General features: G+C 72.8%; 20 protein-coding genes and 3 tRNA genes. 14 read left to right on the top strand and 9 right to left on the bottom strand.

Annotated features, from left to right (window positions below):
* Positions 1–4 precede the first annotated feature (4 nt).
* The 4 genes from IO29_RS09335 to IO29_RS09320 all read left to right on the top strand — a co-directional run bounded on the left by IO29_RS09335 (position 5) and on the right by IO29_RS09320 (position 2724).
* The gene (locus IO29_RS09335) at positions 5–1348 is read left to right on the top strand and encodes an AAA family ATPase (protein WP_030379822.1); all 1344 of its coding nucleotides are present in this window, start codon (positions 5–7) and stop codon (positions 1346–1348) included.
* A gap of 155 nt (positions 1349–1503) precedes the next feature.
* Entirely contained in the window at positions 1504–1869 is a 366-nt protein-coding gene (locus IO29_RS09330; RefSeq protein WP_030379821.1) for a hypothetical protein, read from the top strand.
* Between the two features lie 185 nt (positions 1870–2054).
* Positions 2055–2660, top strand: coding sequence for a bifunctional DNA primase/polymerase (locus IO29_RS35920; protein WP_199806885.1), 606 nt, complete (start codon positions 2055–2057; stop codon positions 2658–2660).
* A tRNA-Lys gene (locus IO29_RS09320) sits at positions 2651–2724 on the top strand. Before IO29_RS35920 ends, IO29_RS09320 begins: the two co-directional genes overlap by 10 nt.
* A 66-nt stretch (positions 2725–2790) precedes the next feature.
* On the opposite strand, the gene IO29_RS09315 is transcribed toward IO29_RS09320, so the two are convergent.
* Entirely contained in the window at positions 2791–4212 is a 1422-nt protein-coding gene (locus IO29_RS09315; RefSeq protein WP_030379819.1) for a M6 family metalloprotease domain-containing protein, read from the bottom strand.
* A 444-nt stretch (positions 4213–4656) separates the two neighbouring features.
* Between IO29_RS09315 and IO29_RS09310 the strand changes: the two genes are divergently transcribed.
* Positions 4657–6726, top strand: a complete 2070-nt coding sequence (locus IO29_RS09310) for a putative bifunctional diguanylate cyclase/phosphodiesterase (RefSeq protein ID WP_030379818.1) — start codon at positions 4657–4659, stop codon at positions 6724–6726.
* An 18-nt stretch (positions 6727–6744) separates the two neighbouring features.
* Here IO29_RS09310 and IO29_RS09305 read toward each other — a convergent pair whose 3' ends face one another.
* A complete protein-coding gene (locus IO29_RS09305) occupies positions 6745–7848 on the bottom strand; it encodes an LLM class flavin-dependent oxidoreductase (protein WP_030379817.1) in 1104 nt (367 codons plus the stop codon).
* Positions 7849–8051: 203 nt separating this feature from the next.
* Positions 8052–8783, bottom strand: a complete 732-nt coding sequence (locus IO29_RS09300; RefSeq protein WP_030379816.1) for a maleate cis-trans isomerase family protein — start codon at positions 8781–8783, stop codon at positions 8052–8054.
* A gap of 193 nt (positions 8784–8976) precedes the next feature.
* Between IO29_RS09300 and ehuB the strand changes: the two genes are divergently transcribed.
* From ehuB to IO29_RS09270, 6 genes are all read left to right on the top strand, one after another.
* Positions 8977–9885, top strand: a complete 909-nt coding sequence (gene ehuB / locus IO29_RS09295) for an ectoine/hydroxyectoine ABC transporter substrate-binding protein EhuB (protein WP_033225037.1) — start codon at positions 8977–8979, stop codon at positions 9883–9885.
* A gap of 15 nt (positions 9886–9900) precedes the next feature.
* A complete protein-coding gene (gene ehuC / locus IO29_RS09290) occupies positions 9901–10644 on the top strand; it encodes an ectoine/hydroxyectoine ABC transporter permease subunit EhuC (RefSeq protein ID WP_030379814.1) in 744 nt (247 codons plus the stop codon).
* A complete protein-coding gene (ehuD, locus tag IO29_RS09285; protein ID WP_030379813.1) occupies positions 10641–11285 on the top strand; it encodes an ectoine/hydroxyectoine ABC transporter permease subunit EhuD in 645 nt (214 codons plus the stop codon). Before ehuC ends, ehuD begins: the two co-directional genes overlap by 4 nt.
* A complete protein-coding gene (gene ehuA, locus IO29_RS09280; protein ID WP_030379812.1) occupies positions 11275–12105 on the top strand; it encodes an ectoine/hydroxyectoine ABC transporter ATP-binding protein EhuA in 831 nt (276 codons plus the stop codon). The genes ehuD and ehuA overlap by 11 nt, the downstream gene beginning before the upstream one ends.
* 229 nt (positions 12106–12334) lie before the next feature.
* Positions 12335–13093: an IclR family transcriptional regulator domain-containing protein gene (locus IO29_RS09275; protein ID WP_030379811.1), complete on the top strand. Its 759-nt coding sequence runs from the start codon at positions 12335–12337 to the stop codon at positions 13091–13093.
* A 93-nt stretch (positions 13094–13186) separates the two neighbouring features.
* Positions 13187–13260 (top strand) — tRNA-Lys (locus IO29_RS09270).
* A 60-nt stretch (positions 13261–13320) separates the two neighbouring features.
* Here the strand turns inward: IO29_RS09270 and IO29_RS09265 are convergent.
* Complete coding sequence (locus IO29_RS09265) at positions 13321–14241, bottom strand: SPFH domain-containing protein (RefSeq protein ID WP_051707461.1); 921 nt, start codon at positions 14239–14241, stop codon at positions 13321–13323.
* Positions 14242–14441: 200 nt separating this feature from the next.
* On the opposite strand from IO29_RS09265, the gene IO29_RS09260 reads away from it, so the two are divergent.
* From IO29_RS09260 to IO29_RS09250, 3 genes are all read left to right on the top strand, one after another.
* Positions 14442–14515 (top strand) — tRNA-Lys (locus IO29_RS09260).
* A gap of 389 nt (positions 14516–14904) precedes the next feature.
* Positions 14905–16758: a glycosyltransferase family 2 protein gene (locus IO29_RS09255; RefSeq protein WP_030379809.1), complete on the top strand. Its 1854-nt coding sequence runs from the start codon at positions 14905–14907 to the stop codon at positions 16756–16758.
* Between the two features lie 74 nt (positions 16759–16832).
* Entirely contained in the window at positions 16833–18704 is a 1872-nt protein-coding gene (locus IO29_RS09250) for a radical copper oxidase GlxA (protein WP_078618290.1), read from the top strand.
* A gap of 43 nt (positions 18705–18747) precedes the next feature.
* Here IO29_RS09250 and IO29_RS09245 read toward each other — a convergent pair whose 3' ends face one another.
* The 5 genes from IO29_RS09245 to IO29_RS09225 form a co-directional block, all read right to left on the bottom strand.
* On the bottom strand, positions 18748–19692 hold the full coding sequence (locus IO29_RS09245; protein ID WP_030379807.1) for an NAD-dependent epimerase/dehydratase family protein: 945 nt from the start codon (positions 19690–19692) through the stop codon (positions 18748–18750).
* A gap of 426 nt (positions 19693–20118) precedes the next feature.
* On the bottom strand, positions 20119–21165 hold the full coding sequence (locus IO29_RS09240; protein ID WP_420705355.1) for a glycoside hydrolase family 6 protein: 1047 nt from the start codon (positions 21163–21165) through the stop codon (positions 20119–20121).
* A gap of 43 nt (positions 21166–21208) precedes the next feature.
* Entirely contained in the window at positions 21209–21877 is a 669-nt protein-coding gene (locus IO29_RS09235; RefSeq protein WP_030379805.1) for a class F sortase, read from the bottom strand.
* A gap of 5 nt (positions 21878–21882) precedes the next feature.
* Positions 21883–22254, bottom strand: a complete 372-nt coding sequence (locus IO29_RS09230) for a hypothetical protein (protein WP_158709304.1) — start codon at positions 22252–22254, stop codon at positions 21883–21885.
* 189 nt (positions 22255–22443) lie between these two features.
* A complete protein-coding gene (locus IO29_RS09225) occupies positions 22444–23223 on the bottom strand; it encodes an HAD-IIA family hydrolase (protein WP_030379803.1) in 780 nt (259 codons plus the stop codon).
* Between the last annotated feature and the right edge of the window lie 206 nt (positions 23224–23429).

The raw sequence follows: 23429 nt of genomic DNA, 5'->3' as shown, positions 1-23429 counted from the left end.
GACGGTGCACGAAGCGGTCGCCGGTTCCGACCCCGGCGCCGAGGCCGCGCGGGCCACCGACGCGATCCTGCGCGACACACTGCACGGCACCCACCGCGGCGTCGTCGTCGACTCGCCGCCCGGTGCGGGCAAGTCGACGCTCGTCGTCCGCGCCGCGCTCGAACTGGCCGCCGCCGGGCGCCCGCTCATGGTGATCGCGCAGACCAACGCCCAGGTCGACGACCTCGTCGTCCGGCTCGCCGAGAAGAACCCCGACGCGGCGGTGGGCCGGCTGCACAGCAGCGACGCCGACCCGTACGACAAGGCGCTCGACGCGCTGCCCGGCGTCCGCAAGTCCGCGAAGGCGGGCGACCTCGCGGGCCTGGACATCGTGCTGTCGACGGCCGCGAAGTGGGCGCACGTGAAGAACGTCGAGCCGTGGCGGCACGCGATCGTCGACGAGGCGTACCAGATGCGTTCCGACGCGCTGCTGGCGGTGGCCGGGCTGTTCGAACGGGCGCTGTTCGTGGGCGATCCGGGGCAGCTGGACCCGTTCGCGATCGTCGGGGCGGAGCAGTGGGCGGGACTGTCGTACGACCCGTCGGCGTCGGCGGTGAGCACGCTGCTCGCGCACAACCCGGAGCTGCCGCAGCACCGGCTCCCGGTGTCCTGGCGGCTGCCGGCGTCGGCGGCGCCGCTGGTGTCGGACGCGTTCTACCCGTACACGCCGTTCCGCAGCGGCACCGGGCCCGGTGACCGGCGGCTCGCGTTCGGCGTGCCGGCCGACGGTTCGGGCCCGGACGCGGTGCTCGACGAGGCGGCGCGCTCCGGGTGGGGCCTGCTCGAACTGCCGCCCCGGCACACCCCGCGCACGGACCCGGAGGCGGTACGGGCGCTCGCGCTGGTCGTGCGCCGGCTGCTGGACCGGGAGGGCGCCTCGGTCTCGGAGCGGGCGGAGGAGCCGGTGCCGCTGACCGCCGACCGGATCGCGGTCGGCACCGCCCACCGCGACCAGGCGGCGGCCGTACGCGCGGCCCTGGCGGAGCTGGGGGTCACGGACGTCACCGTGGACACGGCGAACCGGCTCCAGGGCCGGGAGTTCGACGTGACGGTCGTACTGCACCCGCTCTCGGGCCGCCCCGACGCGACGGCGTTCCACCTGGAGACGGGCCGCCTGTGCGTCCTCGCCTCCCGCCACCGGCACGCCTGCATCGTGGTCTGCCGCGCCGGCGTCCCCGACCTCCTGGACGCCCACCCGTCCACGGAACCGGTCCAGCTCGGCGTCACGGTGAAGTTCCCGGACGGCTGGGAGGCGAACCACGCGGTCCTGTCCCACCTGAACGAACACCGGGTGACCTGGGAGCCCTGATGCGCGGGAACACCCGGCCCCGCCCGTGCATTGAACGTGGGGTGGGCGGGGGCCCTCCCTGACGGTCCCCGCCCTCTTGCGCGCCCACGAGACAATGGACGGTGGCCCTCTCCCTACCGGGCGGGGATCGGACGTACGTACGAGGAGGAGACGTCATGGCGGAGCCCACGCCGCGCCGGAACGAATCGCGGCTACGCCCCGCGCCCCTGCTCTTCGAGCCAGCGGAGGTCACGGCCGACCCGGAGCACTTCTTCGACCTGGAGTCGATGGACGACCCCCGCGCGCTGCTCTCCCGGGCCACCGAGCTGAGCCAGGCGTTCCGCGCCGCCGCCGACCGGGCGGTCGAGTACCAGGCGATCGCGGCGGCACAGCTGGCGGACCCGCGCCGCTTCGACCGGCTGACGCCGGCGGCGATCGCCGAGCGGGCGCAGTGGACGGAGGACTACGCCAAGAAGATGGTGGAGTTCGGCCAGGACCTGCTGCGCGGCGTCGAGGCCCACGGCCCGGCGGACCTGGGCTGAGAGGCCGAGCCCTGGGCTGAGAGGCCGAGCCGGGCCGGACCGGCCGCGGGGAGCCGTCGTACGGGCGCCGCGCGGGCCCCGTCGGCCCTCGTAGGGCAATTGCCGGGCGCACGGTACCCCGCTCCCACTCCCCTCGTACCCGATTCCCGCAACTCACCGGATCGGGTGAGTCACGCGGGGTACAGATGGACGCCATGAGCCTCAACCCGTTCCCGGACCCGTCCGACGTCGCGGGGGTCACCGCGGCGGGCGCCGCCTGGCTGGCCTCGGCCGACCGGTACCCCCGCAGCACGCTCGCCCTCTGGGAGGAGCGTCCTGACGCGCCGCTCGTCCTGCCCTGCGGCACCGTGTTCGACGTCGTCAACGTGCCCGCCGTCTTCGGCCGGAGCCTGCTCGACCGACTGTGGGACGAGGGGCCCGGCTCCGGCCCGGTGGCCGTCCACCGCGGGCGCACCCTCCTGTTCACCGCCCCCGGCACCGCCCGCCGCCTCCCGCCGCTGCTCGACGCCGAGGAGTGGGACGGCGGCGGTGCCGTGCCGCCGCTGCTCTGCCACGGCACGGGCGACGCCGTCACCGTGCCCGCGCTGCGCCCCGCGCCGGGTGCGGGGCGGCCGGCCTCGCGCTGGCTGGTCGCCCCGGACACCCGCGATCCGTGGCTGCCGGGGGCCGAGGCGGTGTGCTGGGCGGCGGTGCGGGCGGCCCGTGCGGCGGCCTCGGTGGCGGTGCGGATTTCGATTTTTCCTCCCGTCGACCAGGGTGCTAAGGTCTACGACGTCAGCAGGCGCCGCTAGCTCAGTTGGTTAGAGCAGCTGACTCTTAATCAGCGGGTCCGGGGTTCGAGTCCCTGGCGGCGCACACGACGGAAAGAGGCTCCTCGCTCAGCGAGGGGCCTCTTTCGCATGCCCGGGATTACCGTCCGGCTCACTCCGGCGCCGCCGTGACGGACACCGTCCACTCCCCGGACGCCGTGCGCCCCTCCACCGCCACCCGTACGCCCTCCCCCGGCACGGTGAAGGTCTCCCCCAGGGACACCGGGGCGTCGGCGAGCGGCGGGTAGACCGACTCGTCCCAGCAGGCGCCGGTGCGCGGGTGGGCGTCGACGACCTGGACGGGACCGTCGCCGGACTCGGCCTCGTTGCGCACCCGGTAGACGAGGATGCCGCGCGTGCAGGCGGCGGCGTCGTTGCCGACCGGGTCGCGTGCCTCGATGGCGAGCACGCGGCCGGGGCCGGTGCGCACCACCGCAAGCTTCGTCCCGCGCCCCGCCGCGGCCAGGGGGCGCACCCCGATCCCGGGCGCCGCCGCGGGCGCACCGGCGACGCCGGTCGCGCCGGAGGCCACCGGGGTCCCGGCCGGCGTGAAGGGGTCCGCCGATGTGAAGGCGCCCGCCGGCGCGGAGGCGTCCGCCGCCCCGGCGGTTCCCGTCGACGGTCCCGCGTCCACCGGCTCCAGGGTCAGCCGGGTGCTGCCCTGGCCCTTCACGCAGACCACCTGACGGGGGTCGAGCCAGCCCAGCTTCCACTTGTGCCAGGCGAAGAGGTCCGGGGCGAGTCCGAACTGGCTGCCCATGAGGTCCCAGTCGCCGACGTACGTGTCCCAGTCGCCCTTGCCGTCGACCGGCCGGTGGTAGAGGTCGGGCAGATCGAACACGTGCCCGGTCTCGTGGGCGAGGACCAGCCGGTCCGGCGGGTGCCGTTCGAAGACGGTGACGACCCGGCGGATGTCCTTGCCGTCGGCGCGCAGCGGCCGGTCCAGGTTGACCACCTTGGTGGCGTCGGAGTCGACGCCCGGTGCATCGGGATCGGCGACGAAGTAGACGACGTCGTAGCGCGAGAAGTCCACGTGCCGGTCGGCCGCGGCGAGCGCGTCGCGGAGGTAGGCGGCCCGGCGGCCGGGGCTCCAGTCCCGCCGTATGGCGTACGCGGTGGAGGGGTGCGGCATCTGGATCCAGTGCCGCAGCGGGTGCGTGCGCAGGGAGAACCGGCCGTAGGAGGCGCGTTCGAAGAAGCGGTTGGTGGCCGGGAAGTAGTCGTCGGTCAGCTCCTTCGGGGTGGTCTCGGGGCCGGCGTCGGGGAAGGAGAGGAACACCATGACGGCGTCGAGCGGGCGGGTGGGCCGCGGATAGGCGGCGTTCCAGGAGTCGAGCCCCTCGGAGTGGTGCGCCTCGGTGCGCTGCAACGCGCAGGGGGTGGCTCCTGCCTCGGCGAGCGCGGGGCCGGTGACCAGGGAGGTCGCGGCGAGCGCGGTCATCGAGGTGAACACGGCCGCGGTGCTGCGCAGACGGGGCGCCCCGTCACGGACGAATCCCTTCAGGGGCCCCACGAGGGGGAGCAGGCGCGGCAAGGCGACCTCCGGGTGCGAGGGGGGAGTCGCACCCAGCCTGGGATGATTAGTCGTATTTCTGCCTGTTTGCCTGCACCGGACGAGTGAGGCGAGGGTGGAGGTGGCGGCGCACGACGGAGGAGACGGCGTACGACCGGGGCCTCGCCGTACGACCGGGGCGACGGCGTGCGCCCCGCTCGCCCTCCCGGCGCGCGGAGTGAACGCTCGGGCGCCCCTTCGCACCTACGCCCGACCCGCGCCCCGATACATCGAAGGCTCACGGAACGTCACATGCGGTCGGCATGTGAACGAACCGGGCCAACGGTGAGCAGAAACGATCCCGCAGGTTCGGCGGGCCCCGGAAGGCCCCGGACGGCGGCTGGAAGGGAGGGGGGACAACCTCTATGATCGGCACACTTTCCTGCGAGATCCGTACGATGAACGAGTGCACTGCGGGAGCGAGCGGTGAGCGGAACGTCCGAAGGACCGGCACCCGCGGCAGAGCCCGGCCGAACCGGCGTCACGGAGTGTGACGACGACGGATCCGTCGCCGCGTTCGCCGAGGCGCCGCTGGCGATGGCGGTCGTCGACCGCGAGGGGCGGGTGGTCACCGCCAACAGGGCGCTGGCCGCCCTGCTGGGCAGGGCCGCGCCCGAAGCGGGCGCAGGGGCCGACGGCGGGAGCGCCGGCGAGCACTGGCCCGGCGACGACGCCGACGACGGCCTCACCGGCGCAGGGGCCGACGGCGGGAGCGCCGGCGAGCACTGGCCCGGCGACGACGCCGACGACGGCCTCACCGGCCGGGCCGCCGCCGACCTCGTCGACCTCGCCTCCGACGCCCGCACCTGGCACACCTACCAAGAGGTGCTGCGCGGCCGGCAGTCCCGGCTGCGCTGCACTCGCCGGCTCAAGCACCCCGACGGCCACTCGCTCTGGGTGCAGGTGACCGTCACTCCGCTGCCGCCGGCCCGGCGGGCGGCCCTGCTGTCGGTCACGGACATCAGCGCCCGCCGCGAACTCCAGGCCCGGCTGCGGCATCTGCAACTGCATGATCCGGTGACCCGGCTGCCCAACCGCACCCTGTTCTTCGAACGCCTGACGGCCGCGCTGGAAGCGGAGTCGTACGACGAGGGCACCGGCCGGATCGGCCTGTGCTACCTGGACCTGGACGGCTTCAAAGCGGTCAACGACACCCTGGGCCACCGCCTCGGCGACCGCCTGCTCACCGCCGTCGCCGACCGCCTCACCCGCTGCGCGGCAGAGACGGTCCGGGGACGCCAGGGCGACGCCGCGACCGCGGGAGGCCCCCCGGCGAACGCGGGAGCCGCACCCGCGAAGGCCGGCGGGGGCCCCGCGGCCGCGGGCGGGGCCGGGACGGCGGGGGTCGGCGGGGCGCCGCTCGTCGCCCGGCTCGGTGGGGACGAGTTCGCGTTGCTCGTGGAGGGGTCCACCGGGACCGATCAGCTCGCCGAGCTCGCCGAGTCGGCGCTGGAGGCGCTCCGCGCGCCGTTCGAGCTCGCGGAGCACCGGGTGTCCGTGTCCGCCTCGATCGGTGTCGTCGAGCGGCGGGCCGCCGGGACCACCGCGACCGAGCTGATGCAGGACGCCGACACGACGCTGTACTGGGCGAAGGCCGACGGCCGGGCGCGCTGGACGCTGTTCGATCCGGAGCGCAACGCGCACCGGATGACCCGTCAGGCCCTCGCCTCCACCCTCCGCCCCGGCATCGAACAGGGCGAGTTCGCGCTGGAGTACCAGCCGCTCGTCGGCATGACGGACGGCCGTGTGCACGGCGTCGAGGCGCTGGTGCGGTGGCACCACCCGCAGTTCGGCGCGCTGGCGCCGAATCGGTTCATCTCACTCGCGGAGGAGGACGGCTCGATCGTCCAGCTCGGCCGCTGGGTGCTGACCACCGCCTGCCGGCAGGCGCGCCGCTGGCAGCTGGACCACCCGGACGCGCCCCCGCTCTTCGTCAGCGTCAACGTGGCGGTGCGCCAGATCTGGGACTCCGATCTGGTGGCCGACGTGGCACGGACGCTCGCCGAGACCGGCCTCCCCCCGCATCTGCTCCAGCTCGAACTGACCGAGTCCGCGCTGACGGGCTCGGCCGGCCGGCCGCTCCAGGCCCTCGAAGCCCTCAGCGACATGGGCGTACGCATCGCCATCGACGACTTCGGCACCGGCTACTCCAACCTCGCCTACCTCAGCCGGCTCCCGGTGAACGTCCTGAAGCTGGACGGCTCCTTCGTCCGCGGGTTCCAGTACGAGGCCCCCGGCCCGGGCACCGGCACGCCCGACCCCGGGCCCGACGGCACGCCGGCCAGCCCCGCCGACGAGGTGATCGTCGAGGCGATGGTGCAGCTCGCGCACCGGCTCGGGCTGACGGTGATCGCCGAGTGCGTGGAGACCTCGGCGCAGGCCGCCCGTCTGCGCGCCATCGGCTGCGACACCGGGCAGGGCTGGCTGTACTCCCGCCCGGTCCCGCCGGACCGCATCTCCGACCTGCTGGCGACGGCGGCGGTGGGCAACGCGTAGGCGCCGCCCACCGGTTGATCAGCCGGCCGCCGGGAGCCCGTACGCGTCGGCGATCAGCTCGTAGGAGCGCACCCGTACGTCGCCGCCGTGCGCGTTGGCCGTGAGCATCAGCTCGTCGGCGCCGGTGCGCTTCTGGAGGTCGTTGAGGCCGGAGACGACCTCGTCGGCGGTGCCGTGCACGACGTTGGCGTTCCAGGAGTCGACGAAGTCCCGCTCCATCGGGCTGAAGTCGTACGCCTCCGCCTCCTCCGGTGTGGGCACGAGGCCGGGGCGGCCGGTGCGCAGCCGGACCATGTTGAGCGCGGCGGCCAGCACCTGGCGGCGGGCCTCCTTCTCGTCGTCCGTGGCGAGCGCGGAGACGCCGATCAGCGCGTACGGCTCGGCCAGGACCTCGCTCGGCCGGAACGTCTCGCGGTAGAGGTCCAGCGCGGGGACGGTGTTCTGCGCGGAGAAGTGGTGGGCGAAGGCGAACGGCAGTCCGAGCGTGCCGGCGAGCCGGGCGCTGAAGCCGGAGGAGCCGAGCAGCCAGACCGGCGGCCGGTGCGGGGACTGCACGCCGCCGGGCGAGGTCGCCTGCACGGGGCCGGGCACGGCGTGGATGCGGCTGTAGGGGTGGCCGTCGGGGAAGTCGTCGTCGAGGAACCGGGTCAGCTCCATGAGCTGCTGCGGGAAGTCGTCGGCGCCCTCGTGCAGCCGGTCGGTGCGGCGCAGCGCGGCGGCGGTGGCGCCGTCGGTGCCCGGGGCGCGGCCGAGGCCGAGGTCGACGCGGCCGGGGGCGAGCGCCTCCAGCGTGCCGAACTGCTCCGCGATGACCAGCGGGGCGTGGTTGGGCAGCATGACGCCGCCGGAGCCGAGGCGGATGCGCTCGGTGTGGGCGGCGAGGTGGGCGAGGATCACGGCGGGCGAGGACGACGCCACCCCGGGCATGGAGTGGTGCTCGGCGACCCAGTAGCGGTGGAACCCGCGTGACTCCGCCAGCCGGGAGAGCTCGACGCCGGTGCGCAGCGCGTCGGAGGCGGTGCGTCCGGCGCCGACGGTGACCAGGTCGAGTACGGAGAGGGGCACGGGGGCCGTGCCGTGTGCGGTGCCGCGGATCCCGTCCGCCGCCGTGCCGTCTGCCACCGGGTACCTCCTGCTGCTCGTACGCGTCCGCGTCACGTCGTGACCGTGTGCGTAACAGGAGGGGGTCCCCGGTTATTCCGGGCGGTGGGTTTCTCGCGCCCGCGCGGCGGCAGCCGCGGATCGACACGGCCCCGCGCCCCTTACCGGGCGCCACTGCTCGCGCCCCGGCGGCGGAGCCGCGGATCGACGCAGCCCGCGCCCTCTCACACCTGCACGATCGGCTCCCGTGTGAACAGCGCCCCCAGCCTCGGCGCGTTCACCCGCCGGTCGGCCAGCCGCAGCGCCTCCCACACCGTCACCTGGTTCGCCGTGAGGACCGGCTTGCCGAGGGCCTCCTCCAGTTCCGCGACGCACGCCGCCGTGTGCAGCGCCGTGTTCGGCAGGAGTACCGCCTGCGCCTGGGCGTGGTCGCTCTCGCGGGCCAGCCGCAGGACGTCCTCCGGGCCCCACCGGGCGGCCTCCGCCGCCGTCCCGACGCCCGCGCTCCGTACGGCGACGACCTCGATGCCCGCCGCCCCCAGGAAGTCCGCGAACAGCCCGGCGACGTCCTCGGGATACGTCGCCGCGACGGCGACACGCTGTGCGCCGACCTCCTGGACGGCACGCACGAACCCGAAGGACGTCGCGGAGGCCGGCATCCCCGCGGCGCGGGCGAGGTTGCGGATCTGGTCACGCGCACCGTCCCAGCCGTGCACGAAACTGCCGCTGGTGGAGGCGAGGACGACGGCTTCCGCACCGGAGAGACGCAGGCGCTCGATACCGGCGGCGAGGTGCTCGGGGGAGCCGAGTTCGCGGAGGGCGCCGACGTGGTGGGCGTCCTCGCCGATCTCCGTGTGCACGAGGTCGACCCGGACGTCGCTGCCCAGAAGCTGCTCGATGCGGGGGTAGTCGTCCTCGGCGGAGTGGCCCGGATAGAGAAGTCCGAGTGCGGTCATGCCCAACCTTTCTGCTGCTGCCCGTCCCTGGCCCGTCCCTGCCCCCTGCCCGTTCGGCGCGAAACGGAACGGTCTCCTTTCGGACAACGTTGGATCACATCTCCCGTCGGCCCGCATGCCTCGCGCAGATCGGGCAGGGGCCACTACTGGCCTGCGTCCGGCAGGCCAGTAGTAGCCGTTCCCAGGAGGCCGAGTGTCCACATCGGAGTTCCCCAACCTGTCCCGCCGGGGTTTTCTCACCAGAACCGCGGCCGTCGGTGGCCTGATCGCCGTCCCCGGACTGCTGACCGCGTGCAGCAAGACGGACACCGGCAGCGACGGCGAGGGCTCGAAGCTGGAGCAGCTCAAGAAGCAGGGCTACGTGAAGGTGGCCTATGCCAACGAGGCGCCCTACGGCTACAAGGAGGACGGGAAGCTGAAGGGCGAGGCGCCCACCCTGCACCGTGAGATCTTCAAGGCCCTCGGCGTGGACGAGCTGCGCCCGACGTTCTCGGAGTGGGACGGCCTGATCCCCGGTCTCCAGGCCGGCAAGTACGACGTGATCAGCGCCGGTATGGCGATCATCCCCGAGCGCTGCGAGAAGGCGCTGTTCTCGGAGCCGGAGTTCATCTCCCCCACCGCGATGATGGTGAAGAAGGGCAACCCGAAGAACCTGACCGACCTGGCGTCGGCGAAGAAGGCCGGGGTCACCATCGGTGTGATGTCGGGCGCGGTGGAGAAGGGCTACGCCACCTCCGCCGGGATCTCCGACGGCGACATCAAGACGTTGCAGAAGCCGCAGGACGGCGCGGACGCGGTCAAGGGCGGCCGGATCGACGCGTTCCTGCTCACCAGCATCTCGCTGAACTGGCTGGCCAAGAACAACAGCGGCCTGGAGGTCACCGAGGCGTTCGTCCCGGAGGTCGACGGCACCAAGCAGTACAGCCCGGGCGGCGCCGTCTTCCGCAAGGGCGCCGAGGAGCTGCGGGACGCGTTCAACGAGCAGCTGAAGAAGATCACGTCCGACGCGGACCGCTACGTCGACCTCATCGGGGAGTACGGCTTCGGCAAGGAAACGATTCCGCCGGCCAATCTGAAGACCGCCCAGCTCTGCAAGGCCTGACGGGAACCGCTGCCCATGGGTGACTTCTACTCTTATTTCTTCGGCCATCTGTCGAACGTGTGGTCGGGACTGGCGGTGACGGTCGAGGCCACCGTCCTCGGGGCGGCCGTCGCCCTGGTGCTGTCCTTCGTCTTCGGTTTCATGGCGGACAGCCGGCTCGTGCTGGTGCGGGGGGTGGCACGGGTGATCGTGGAGTTCTTCCGCGGCACCTCGCTGTACGTCCAGCTGTTCTGGCTCTACTACGCGCTTCCGCTGCTCTTCGGCTACGAGCTCGCACCGCTGTTCTGCGGTGTCGTGGCGTTCGGCATGAACTACGGCGCCTACGGGGCCGAGGTGGTGCGCGGCGCGCTGAAGGCCGTGCCGAAGGCGCAGTTCGAGGCCGCCGTGGCACTCAATCTGACGCCGGTCCAGCGGATGCGCCGGGTCATCCTGCCGCAGGCGTGGGTGCAGATGATCCCGCCGTTCACCAATCTGCTGATCCAGCTGCTGAAGGCGACGCCGCTGCTGTGGCTGATCACCGCGGCCGATCTGACGATGGTCGTCCAGCAGATGCGTGACCGCACCGGCGCGACGACGTGGGCGTATCTGACGCTGCTGGTGATGTACTTCGTCCTCGCCTATCTGCTGACCCTGTTGATGAACGTCCTGGAGCGGCGCGCCAAGGTCCGGCTCGGACAGCGCCCGGACACCCGCGGCCTGCTGCGCACCCGCAGCGCCGAGTCGGCGCGCACGTCCGAGATGGCGGGAGGCTCCCTGTGAACTACGACTGGGACTGGGGTGCCGTCGGGGACTCCTGGCCACTGCTGTGGGACGGCTTCAAGACGACCCTGCTGGCCACGGTGCTCGGCACCGTGGTCGCCACCGTGCTGGGGCTGCTGGTCGCCATGGCCGGGCGGGCGCCGACCCGTCTGGTGAGCGTTCCCGTGCGGGTGCTCACCGAGTTCGTCCGCTCCACGCCGCTGCTGGTGCAGCTGGTCGGCGCCTACGCGGTCTTCAACACGGTCGATCCGCTGACCATCGGCATCGTGGTGCTCGGCATCCACTACGCCTCGTACATGTCGGAGGTGTACCGGGCGGGCATCGACGCCGTGCCGAAGGGGCAGTGGGAGGCGTGCCGGGCACTGTCCCTGTCGCCGCGCCGCACCTGGCAGGCCGTCATCCTGCCGCAGGCCGTGCGCAACGTGCTGCCCGCGCTCGGCAACTACGCCATCGCCATGTTCAAGGAGACCCCGTTCCTGGCCGTCATCACGGTCCAGGAGATGGTCGCCGGAGCACGCGAGTACGGCGCGACCCACTTCACCTACGCCGAGACGTTCACCCTGGCCGGGCTGATCTTCCTGGCGGCTAGCTATCCGACCTCGCTTCTGATGAGAAAACTGGAGAAGCGCCTTGGCCACTGACCCTTTGCAGAAGATCCCGGCCTCCGAGCCCTCGACCGGCGCGGCGGACGCCCCCGGCGACCTGGTGCGCTTCGACCACGTGGTCAAGCGCTTCGGGGACCACACCGTGCTGGACCGCCTCGACTTCGCCGTCCAGCAGGGCGAGCACGTCACGCTGATCGGGCCGAGCGGTTCGGGCAAGACGACGATCCTGCGGCTGCTGATGACCCTGGAGCGCGTCAGCGACGGCGTGATCTGGGTGGACGGCGAGCCGCTGTCGCACATGCGGGCGCCGGACGGCACCCTGAAGCCCGCCAACGAGAAGCACCTGCGCCGGATGCGCGCGCAGATCGGCATGGTCTTCCAGCAGTTCAACCTGTTCCCGAACATGAACGTGCTGCGGAACATCACCGAGGCGCCCGTCAGCGTCCTCGGCCTCGGCCGCGAGGAGGCCGAGGAACGGGCGCGTGGCCTGCTGGAGCTCGTCGGGCTCGCGGACAAGATCGACGCGCATCCCTCGCAGCTCTCCGGCGGCCAGCAGCAGCGGGTGGCGATCGCCCGGGCGCTGGCCATGCGGCCGAAGATCATGCTCCTCGACGAGGTGACCTCGGCCCTCGACCCCGAGCTGGTGGCGGGCGTGCTCGACCTGCTCCGGGAGATCGCCCGGACCACCGACATCACCCTGCTGTGCGTGACCCACGAGATGGGCTTCGCCCGGGACATCTCCGACCAGGTACTGATGTTCGACTCCGGTCACGTCATCGAGTCCGGCCCGCCGGAGAAGATCTTCGGCGAACCGGAGCACGTGCGCACCAGGGAATTCCTCAGCGCGGTGCGGTGACGGCCGCACGCGGGGACGGTACGGGGACGGCCGCGCGGGGAGGGCGGTCGTCCGAGGTCACGGCCGACCGGTCATGACCGTGGCATGTGCCAGGGTGGCGCGCCGCTGCTGAGCGGCCCGTACGCCCTCGCGAATCTCGGCAACAGCCGCACCCCCGGCCCCGCTCCGGCCCTATCGTGGAGGGGCAGCCAAGCCGTCCGGAGAATGGCCCGGAGCGCAGGGGGAGACCGTGGCGCCGACCCAGGAACCGACCGCCCCGTACCGCTCGGCCCAGGACGCCCTGCGCGTCCTGGAGTCCGTCTCCCGGCGCCCCGCCGGGGTCACCGCCGCGGAACTGGCCCGCCGCACGGGCCTGGGCGGCGACCGGCTGGCCGCGCTGCTGCGCATGCTCCGCGACGAGTCCTACGTCGCCCGCACCGCCGACGGCGCCTACGTCACCGGCGCCGCCCTCGGTCTGCTCGGCGCCGCGCACGGCCGCGACCGGGCGGTGCGCGAGAGGCTCCAGCACACCCTGGACCGGCTGCGCGACTCGGTCGGCGCGGCGGTCTACGTCAGCCGCTACATCGACGGCGAGGTGCGCATCACCCAGTGCGCGCAGAGCCCGGCCGCGCCCGCGGTGCACGAGTGGGTCGACTTCCGCTCCGCCGCCCACGCCAGCGCGATCGGCAAGAGCCTGCTCGGCCAGCTCGACGTGGGCGGCCGGCGCGACCACCTCTCCCGGCACCGGATGGCCCGGCTCACCTCGCGCACGATCACCAGCGAGCGCGCCCTGCTGTCCCGGCTGGCCGCCCAGCCGCCGACGGTGCCGGTCCTCGACCTCCAGGAGTACGCCGTCGGCACGGTCTGCGCGGCGGTGCCGATCACCGCGGGCTCCGCGGTGGGCTGCCTGGCCCTGTCCCTCCCGGCCCGCCAGGCCCACCGTCTGCGCCAGGCGGCGGACCGCCTGAACCGGAACGCGGCGCCGGTCCTGCTCTCCCTGACGCTCTGAGCCGGCCGCCGGTCCCGTGGTCGGCAGCACCCCCACGGACCAGGTAGTATTTTCGTCGTCGCCGGAACGCGAGAGCGCGAAGGCGGGAGTCATGCGCCGCTAGCTCAGTTGGTTAGAGCAGCTGACTCTTAATCAGCGGGTCCGGGGTTCGAGTCCCTGGCGGCGCACCGAAGAGAGGCCCCTCGCTCAGCGGGGGGCCTCTTTCGTATGCCGGCGGGGAGGGCGCCCTACCCCTCCAGCTCCGCCATCCTCCGCCCCCGCAACCACTCCGCGACTCCGTCCACATACGCGACCCCCACCACCCGCACCGCACACACCTCCATCCCCACCCCCTCCACATCCCCCGCCACCGCCCTGGTCACCGCGTCCCCCACCGCGCCCCCGTCCCGCAGGGTCACCCCGCCCCGCACGGCCGACCCGCCCACCGGCACCCTCGGCACCACCCGTGCCAGCGCACTCTCGACACACTCCTCCAGATACCGCCGGTGATCCTCGACCCCCCGCGCCGCCCGCGCGGCGTCCCGCACCCGCCAGGTCACCCAGACCGTCACCGCCAGCTCCAGCCCGTTCGCGTCGCACACCGGCACCGGCCCACTCCGCCAGTGCCGCAACCGCGCGTCGGCCCGGCGCCGCGGCACCACCGAACGCACCCGCACCCACCCCGCACGCCCGACGCGGCGCACGCGCCCGCGCGCAAGCCCCCCGCACCCGACGAGCCCCAACACTCCCGCCCCGCCGTACGCCACCCACTGCGCCGGCCCGAGCCCCGACCCCGCCCGCCACACCGGCCCCGCGAGCGGCGGCAGCACCCCCGCCCACCAGGACGTGAGCACACACCCCGCCGCCCCGCACACCCCCGCCAGCACACCGAGCGCCCCGGGCAGCAGCCGGGCGGACCGCTCACCACCGCCCCCGCCCCCGCCCTCGCCCTCGCCCACCGGCGGTGGCGGTGGCGGCACCACCGGAGCCCGTACCCCCGCCACCCCGAACGCCGCCCCGGCCGCCCGGGACACCTCCGCCACTCCCCCGGCCCCCGCACCCCCGGTCTCGTCCCGGAACAGCAGATGAACGGGGATCTCCAGCGTGGACTCGCCGTGGATGACCCGCCCGTGCCGCGGCCCCTCCGTCCGGGAAGTCGTCGTACTCATCGATGCCCTCCAAGCCTCCGCGCCGCGGTCCGCCCGGCGGCCGGAAGGTCGAGTTCCGGTGCCGTGGGCGTGCCCTCTCCGCACGACGGTCAGTTTCCCGGCGTTCCGGACGAACCGCACGCCCACCGCGCGAACGGTGTACGCGCCCGCGGTGGTCGGGAGCACCCCGCGGCGTCCGGTAAAATTTCGGGTGTCAGCAGGCGCCGCTAGCTCAGTTGGTTAGAGCAGCTGACTCTTAATCAGCGGGTCCGGGGTTCGAGTCCCTGGCGGCGCACGACCGGAAAGGCCCCCCGTGGGAGCGGGGGGCCTTTCCGCGTTCCCCCGAGACCGTTCCCACGAGACCGTTTCCGCGCGACCCGTTCCCCCGAGGACCCGTTTCCGCGAGACACCGCCCCGCCGGACATGTTTCCAGGCGACGAGACGAACAGACGTCTCAATACGAACATACGACCGGAAACCCCTACGTTTCGCGTATTGCGTTCATGCCGGACACCGTAGAACCCTGTACCCGACACGCAGCCGCCACCCGCAGGCGGCCCAAACAGCTGCCGCGACAAGGCAGTTGGGGGGACATACCGGTCGACGCACACGGGAGAGGGGTCCCGCGCGCCGGCCGGTGCACGACCGAGACCGCGCACCCGTGTGCGTGCAGGGGGATGACTCATGACGTCGACGCCGACAGGCGCCCGGCAGCACCACCACCACGCCCACACCCACAGTCACACCCACACCCACAGTCACACCCGAGACCGGAGCCGAGACCAAGACCGGACCCGAGACCGAGACCGGCCCCGGACACCCGCACCGGTTCCGGCCCCGGCCCCCCTACCGACATACGACTACGAACACCACAGCAGACTCGCCGGCCCCCTGACCCAGCCGGACCCCGACCGGCCCTACCGGGTCCGCTACCGCTCCCTCCTCTCCCAGGAGCCGCACCGCCTGCGCGCCGCGCTGATGCTGGGCGCGGCGCCCCTGCTCTCCCTCGTCCTCCTGGGCTGGCTGCTCCAGCCCGCCCACTGGACCCGGCGCGACCACCCCGCCCACGACTACCTGCCGGTCCTCGACGTCGTCATGCTCGTCGCGATCGGCCTGATCGAGTTCTTCCGCTGTCTGAACGTGCTGTCCAACGCGCACGCCACCCTGGTCGCCCGCGACCCCGTCCCCGTCGTCCCCGAGACCGGTACCCGCGTCGCGTTCCTCACCAGCTTCGTGCCCGGCAAGGAGCCGCTGGAGATGGTGACCAGGACCCTCCAGGCGGCCGTCCGGCTGCGTCACCGCGGACTGCTGCACGTCTGGCTGCTCGACGAGGGCGACGATCCGGGCGTGAAGGAGGTCTGCGCGCGCCTGGGCGTGCACCACTTCACCCGCAAGGGCGTCGCCCGCTGGAACCGTCCCACCGGGGCCCACCGTGCCAGGACGAAACACGGCAACTACAACGCCTGGCTGGACGCGCACGGCGCCGAGTACGACTTCTTCGCCTCCGTCGACACCGACCACGTCCCGCTGCCCAACTACCTGGAGCGGATGCTCGGTTACTTCCGCGACCCGGACGTCGGCTTCGTCATCGGCCCGCAGGTCTACGGCAACTACGACACGTTCGTCACCAAGGCCGCCGAGTCCCAGCAGTTCCTCTTCCACGCCCTGATCCAGCGCGCCGGGAACCGCTACGGCGCCCCGATGTTCGTCGGCACGTCGAACGCCGTACGCATCCGGGCGCTGAAGCAGATCGGCGGGCTGTACGACTCCATCACCGAGGACATGGCCACCGGTTTCGAGATGCACCGCCACCGCAACCCGGCCACCGGCCGTAAATGGAAGTCGGTCTACACGCCCGACGTGCTCGCGGTCGGCGAGGGCCCGGCCGCCTGGACGGACTTCTTCACACAGCAGTTGCGCTGGTCGCGAGGTACGTACGAGACGATCCTCAAGCAGTTCTGGAAGGGCTTCTACTCGCTGCCGCCGGGCCGCCTCCTCAACTACACCATGATGATCGTCTTCTATCCGCTGTCGGCGCTCAACTGGATCCTGGCGGCGCTGAGTTGCGCCCTGTTCCTCGGGCTCGGCGCCTCCGGCGTGAACATCGATCCGACGGTGTGGCTGATGCTGTACGGCAACGCCTCCGCGCTCCAGATCGGGCTGTACGTCTGGAACCGCCGGCACAACGTCTCGCCACACGAGCCGGAGGGGTCGGGCGGGGTGGCCGGCATGGTGATGTCGGCGCTGTCGGCCCCCGTCTACGCGCGCTCGCTGGCGGACGCGGTGCTGCGCCGGCGCAGCCGGTTCGTGGTGACGCCGAAGGGCGACTCCGCGAGTCCGGACACGCTGTTCGGCACCTTCCGCATCCACCTCTTCTTCGTCGCCGTCTTCGGCGGGTCGATCGCCGCGGGGATCGTCCGCGGCCATGCCCATCCGGCCATGCTGACCTGGGCCTGTCTCGCCCTGCTGATCACCGCCTCGCCGATCCTCGCCTGGCGCTGGTCACTCCGCCGGGAGAAGAGGAGGGCAGGCGCGTGACCGGTCACGCGGTCCTCCGCCGGCGCGCCCGCCGGCTCGGGTTCGGCGCGGTGGTGGTGCTCGCCCTCGCCGGGATGAACGGCCCCTGGCTGTACCGGTACGGAACGGCGCGCTACCACGAGTACGCGATCGACCGGCCGTCGTACAAGGCCGAGAACGGGCACTGGGACATCGTCGAGTTCCCCGAGGAGTACCGGCAGGACACCATCCACGCGGCCCTGCTGCACACCGGGAAGGTGCTGCTCGTCGCCGGGTCCGGCAACAAGCAGGAGAACTTCGACGCCAAGAGGTTCGACACCCGGCTGTGGGACCCGGTCAAGGGGACCGTGAAGAAGATCCCCACCCCCACCGACCTGTTCTGCACCGGTCACACCCAGCTCGCCGACGGCAGGCTGCTGATCGCGGGCGGCACCAAGCGGTACGAGAAGCTGAAGGGGGACGTCACCAAGGCGGGCGGCCTGATGATCGTCCATAACGAGAACCCGGACAAGCCGATCACCCTGCCCGCCGGGACGGTGTTCACCGGCCGCTCCCACCACAGGACGTTTCTCTCCAAGGACCCGGTGCTGGTACCGCGCGCGAAGAAGGTGTTCGACCGGAGGACCGGGAAGTTCCTGCACAACGACGCCGGGCTCGGCCGTATCTATGTCGAGGCGCCGCACAAGGGCGCGAAGTACGAGACCGGCACGCAGGACAACTACCGGGTGCGGGGGCTGACCGGCGCCGACGCCCGCAACACCTACGGGATCGCGCAGAAACTCGCCCTCGACAAGAAGGACTTCCAGGGGATCAGGGACGCCTACGAGTTCGACCCGGTCGCCGAGAAGTACATCAAGGTCGACCCGATGCACGAGGCCCGCTGGTATCCGACGCTCACCACGCTCGGCGACGGCACGGTGCTCGGCGTCTCCGGGCTCGACGACATCGGGCAGCTCGTCCCCGGCAAGAACGAGATCTTCGACCCGCGCACGAAGAAGTGGACGTACACCCGGCGGACCCGGCAGTTCCCGACCTACCCGGCGCTGTTCCTGACCCGCACCGGCAAGATCTTCTACTCCGGTTCCAACGCGGGGTACGGCCCGGACGACGTGGGCCGGGACCCCGGCCTGTGGGACGTGGCCTCGAACACCTTCACGCCGGTGCCCGGGCTGAGCGACCCGGAGCTGATGGAGACCTCCGGGACGGTGCTGCTGCCACCGGCGCAGGAGGAGAAGTACCTGGTCGTCGGGGGCGGCGGGGTCGGCGAGTCGAAGCGGTCCAGCCGGCGGACCCGGCTGGTCGACCTCCGCGCGAGGCATCCGCACTTCGTGGACGGGCCGTCCCTCGAGAAGGGGACGCGCTATCCGCAGTCCTCGATCCTGCCCGACGACACGGTGCTGATCTCCGGCGGCTCGGAGGACTACCGGGGGCGCGGCGGCTCCGACATCCTCCAGGCCCGGATCTACGACCCGGACACCAACTCCCTCCGTCGGGTGGCCGACCCCCTGGTGGGCCGCGACTACCACTCGGGGTCGATCCTGCTGCCGGACGGGCGGGTGATGTTCTTCGGCTCGGACTCGCTGTACGCGGACCGGGCGAACACGAGGCCGGGCAGGTTCGAGCAGCGGATCGAGATCTACACGCCGCCGTATCTGTACCGGCGGGGCAAGGGCGCGCGTCCGGAGCTGTCCGGCGGGCCGACGACGATCCGGCGGGGCGGGTCGGGGACGTTCCGCATCGCCGGCGCGTCGGCGGTCCGGGCCGCCCGGCTGATCCGCCCGAGCGCGTCGACGCATGTCACGGACGTGGACCAGCGGTCGGTCGCGGTGGACCTGAAGGTGTCCGGGAACCGGGTGACGGTGACGGTGCCGGGGAGCCGGAACGTGGTGCCGTCCGGCTGGTACATGCTGTTCGTCACGGACGCCCGGGGCACGCCGTCGCGGGCACGGTGGGTCCGGGTGCCATGACAGTGGCGGTCGGGGCACCCCTCTGGTGGGTGCCCCCGCCGGCTCAGCGCGCGTTGCCCGCCCGCAGCCAGGCGATGTAGTCGGCGGCGGCCCGCTCGGTGTCGTACTCGGGCCGGTAGCCGGTGTCCTGCCGCAGCCGGTCGATGTCGAAGACCATGTGCGGCGCCGTGCCCCCGGCCGGCAGGTCGACCCGGGCGTCCGGGACCACCTTCCTGATCGCCGCGGCGATCTCGCCGTTGGTCGTGGCCCGGCCCGAACCCACGTTGTACGTACGGTGGTTGAGCCGGTCCGCGAGCTGGAGGAGGGCGATCGCCCGGCCGGTGTCCTTGACGTAGTTCAGGTCGAGCCCGTCCTCGGCGTGGGCCGGTCCCATGAGCCCGGACAGGTCCGGCGCGGTGCCGCGGGCGGCGGCGTGGACGAGGGCGGGAGCGGCGAAGAACGGGTCGGAGTGGCCGAGCGGGCCCCAGGTGCCGGAGATCCGGTAGTTGACGATGTCGAGGTCCGCGGCGTCGGCGAGGTACCCGCCCAGCATCTCGCCGACCTTCTTGAAGGTGGGGATCGAGACGGGCGCGCTCAGCGTCAGCGGGGCGTCCTCGCGCAGCGGGCGGTCGAGCGGGGTGCCGCCGTAGACCCCGATCGTGCTGGCGAGGCCGAGCCGCCGTACGCCCCACTCCTGCGCGGCCTGCACGATGTTCAGCAGCCCGTCGAGCGACCGCCGGGTCGCCTCGACCGCCGCCTCGGGCGCGGGCTGCCAGGGGTACGACCCCGCCAGGTGCACGAGGCCCGTGATCCCGTGCCGGTCCCCGAGCCGGAGCACGGCCTCGCGGTCGCCGACGTCCACCTGCTCCACGACCACCCCCTCCCCGTCCAGGAAGGAGGGGAGCGGGCGGGCGTTGCGCTGGACGACGACGCACTTCTCGCCCTGGTCGAGCAGTGCGCGCACGGTGTGGGATCCGATGAAGCCGAGGCCTCCGGTGACGAGGATCATGGCGTACCCCTTCGGGCGAAAGTAAGCGGAACCTTGTTCCAATTACCTTACGGAACGACGTTCCGTTTCGCAAGCGGGGGTGGGGCGGCGGCCGGCTCGCCGGGACCGGACCAGAAGCCCGGCGCGCTCACATGGGCCACCTCTCCAGCGTCGCGAGATCCTCGGCGTCCAGTCGGACGGCGTCGAACAGGGGCGGCGCCGGTGCAGCCCTCCGACCAGGTCGACGTGCGGGAGTTCTCCCGCCCCCGCCACCGCCCCCGCCGCCCCTGCCCCTCCCGTCCTCAAGGGGCGCTGCCCTTTCGACCCCGTAGGCGCGTTGTCGGCTTGCGGACGGTGGGGGCCGGTCGCGCGGTTCTTCGCGCCCCTGATGAGGCGCGGCTGCTCGCGCCCCCGCGGCGGAGCCGCGCAAAAGACATCCCGCGCCCCTTACGGGGCGCTCGACGCCTTCGCCAAGGACAAGGCGTAGCTGGGCCACCATGTGCCGGCTGCCGGGCCGCCCTTGCAGGTGCCGTCGGATTCGCCGGGGTGTTTGATCCAGAGGTAGGCGGTGACCGAGGGGTCGCCCGTGCGTACCGTGGGGGTGGCGCCCAGGGCTCGGCCCGGGGGGTTGCACCAGCGTTCGGTGGGGGTGCCGGACTCGTACGGGCCGTTGCCGTTGCGGCTGGTGTCGACGACGAACGGTTTGCCGTCGACCTTCGCCGACAGCTCCTTGCCGTACGCCACCGACTCCCGCGTCCCGTAGAAGTTGGCAACGTTGACCGCGAAGCCGTCCGCCCGCCCGATCCCGGCCCGGCGCAGCGCGGCGGGGACGCGGTCGGGGCGGCCCCAGCCCGCGTTCCCCGCGTCGAGGTAGACAGAGGTGTTCCGCAGCCCCGCCAGCGTCGCGACCGCGCCCTTCAGCAGGTCGTACCGCTCCTCGTGGAGCTCCCGCGGTGTGCAGCCGTCGACCATGTGCGGCACCGCGTCCGGTTCCAGCACCACCAGTGCCGGCCGGTCCCCGATCCCCCGGGCCACCGCCGCGACCCACGCCCGGTAGGCGTCGCCGTCCGCCGCGCCGCCCCGCGAGAACTGTCCGCAGTCGCGGTGCGGGATGTCGTACAGCACGAGCACCGCCGTACGGTCCGCCTTCCGCGCCGCCTCGGTGAAGCCGCGCGCCTCCGCCTCGGGGTTCTCGGGGCCGATCCACTCCGCCGTCGGCTGCTCGGCGATCTTGCGGAGCTGGGCGGCCTCGGCGGTCCTCCCGGCCTTCTCGTACGCGGCGACCTGGCGGGCCGCGGTGCCGTCCGGGTTCACCCAGAACGGATCGCCGCCGCCGTCGGGCCGCTGCCCAACCGGAGCGCTCACCGACCCGGCCCCGCCGCCGCTCCCACCCCCTCCGTCGGACGAGGAACACCCGGCCGCCAGCAGCATCCCGGCCCCCGCCACGGCGACGGCCACGGCCGCCCGCCCCCTCCGGTACATCCAACCCCCCATGGCTGTAGTGCAGTTGGCAGCAATCCTGACATATCACACTGTCTCAGGTGACGATCCCGGTGAGGTACGCCGACACCACCACGTTGGCCGTGTACGTCCGGCTCGCCTCGTCGAAGGTGCCGCCGCACGTGATCAGCCGCAGCTCGGCGCGGCCGGCCTTGTGCGGCCCGTACGCCTCGCGGGCGTCGAAGTGGTCGCGGGCCAGCACCTGGACGCCCTCGACGGTGAACTCGGCGACCCGGCCGTCCTCCCGTACCACCCGGATCCGCCGCCCGGGCCGCAGGGTGCTCAGCCGGTAGAAGACGGCAGGCCGCGTCTCGGTGTCGACGTGCCCCACGATCAGCGCGGTCCCGACGGCGCCGGGCCGCACCCCGTCCTCGTACCAGCCGACGACGCCGGGTTCGTCGAACGAGGGCGGCACGATCGCGCCCTGCCCGTCGAGGCCGCGCGGTACGACGGGGGCGCGGATGTCCAGCGCGGGGATGTCGAGCCGTCGCGGGGCCGCCGCGGTGAGCGGGCGGGCGGCGGGCGGCAGGGCCACGTCGACCGGCCGGCCGACCGCGGCCACGTCACCGGTGGTGGGCGCCGACACCCCGAGCCGGAGGTCGGTCAGGGCCTGCCCCCACAGCCACAGTCCCAGCAGCACCAGCGCCCAGGTCACCCCGGCGACCACCCGGCCGGTGCCCGGGGAACGTCCACGGCGTACGTGCATGGCGCTCAGCCCCTGCCGGGCCGGCGGACCCGCGCCGCGAGCACCGCCGAGGCCACGGCGACCCCGGCGAGCAGCAGACCGGCGACGAGCTGACGGGGGCTGGGCCCGGTCTCCCCGTCCCCGGCGCGCGGGGCGGCCCCGGAGCCGGTGACGTGCGCCGCGTAGCCGCCACCGGCGGGGACGGGCGCGACGGGGGAGGCCGGAGCCCGGTCCGGCGAGCGGCCGGCGGTCGCGACGACCCGGCCGCCACCGCTTCCCGCAGCACTCGGCGCACCACCGGGCGCACCGTACGCGGCCGGAACCACCGGCCCCGACACGAGGGCGACCGCCCCGGCCACAAGCACCCCGGCACGCACAGCGACCGATACCGAACCCATGGTGAACCTCCAGACACCTGGAGATTCCCCCGCCGCTCCCCGCCCCGCATCCGGAGCCCGCAAGGTCTACGCCGAACGAGTGACGCGACGTTTAGGCACCCGGAGCAGGCGGCCGTGACACGACGTCTAGGCCCCGGAGCGGACGGCCGTGACGCGACGTTCAGGCACCGGGTGCGGGCGGCCGCCCGGTCAGATCCTGTCCACCAGGTCCGCGATCGAGTCCACGATCTTCGACGGCCGGTACGGATAGTCCTCGACCTGGTGCGGCCGGGTCAGCCCGGTGAGCACCAGGAACGTCTGCATCCCGGCCTCCATGCCGGCGAGGACGTCGGTGTCCATCCGGTCGCCGATCATGGCGCTGGTCTCGGAGTGCGCGCCGATGGCGTTGAGCCCGGTGCGCATCATGAGCGGGTTGGGCTTGCCCGCGAAGTACGGGTTCTTCCCGGTGGCCTTGGTGATCAGCGCGGCCACGGCGCCGGTGGCGGGCAGCGGGCCCTCGGCGGAGGGGCCGGTCTCGTCGGGGTTGGTGCAGATGAAACGGGCGCCGTCGTTGATCAGCCGGACGGCCTTGGTCATGGCCTCGAAGGAGTACGTACGGGTCTCGCCGAGGACGACGTAGTCGGGCTCGTGGTCGGTGAGGACGTAGCCGATGTCGTGCAGCGCGGTGGTCAGCCCCGCCTCGCCGAGGACGTACGCGGTGCCGCCGGGCCGCTGGTCGTCGAGGAACTTGGCGGTGGCCAGGGCAGAGGTCCAGATGTTCTCCAGCGGCACGTCCAGGCCCATGCGCCGCAGGCGGGCGTGCAGGTCGCGGGGGGTGTAGATGGAGTTGTTGGTCAGCACGAGGAAGGGCCGCCCGGACTCCCGCAGCTTCTTCACGAAGGCATCGGCCCCGGGAATCGGCACCCCCTCGTGAATGAGCACCCCGTCCATATCGGTGAGCCACGACTCAATGGCCTTGCGCTCTGCCATGACACCCAACTCCCGCCACACCCGGTTACGTCCCCCCAGCGTATCGATCACACATGTCACCCCGGTAAGGCAGCGCCCCCGAAGGGGCGCGGGACTGTATCTCCTGCGCGGCTCCGCCGCAGCGGGCGCGACCAACCACCGTGCCCCGCAAGGAGCGCGGGACTCCATCTTCTGCGCGGCTCCGCCGCGGCGGGCGCGACCAACCA

The organism is Streptomyces sp. NRRL F-6676 (genome assembly GCF_000725625.1).
Taxonomy (GTDB): domain Bacteria; phylum Actinomycetota; class Actinomycetes; order Streptomycetales; family Streptomycetaceae; genus Streptomyces.
This window is presented reverse-complemented; position numbering and strand designations above follow the sequence as displayed.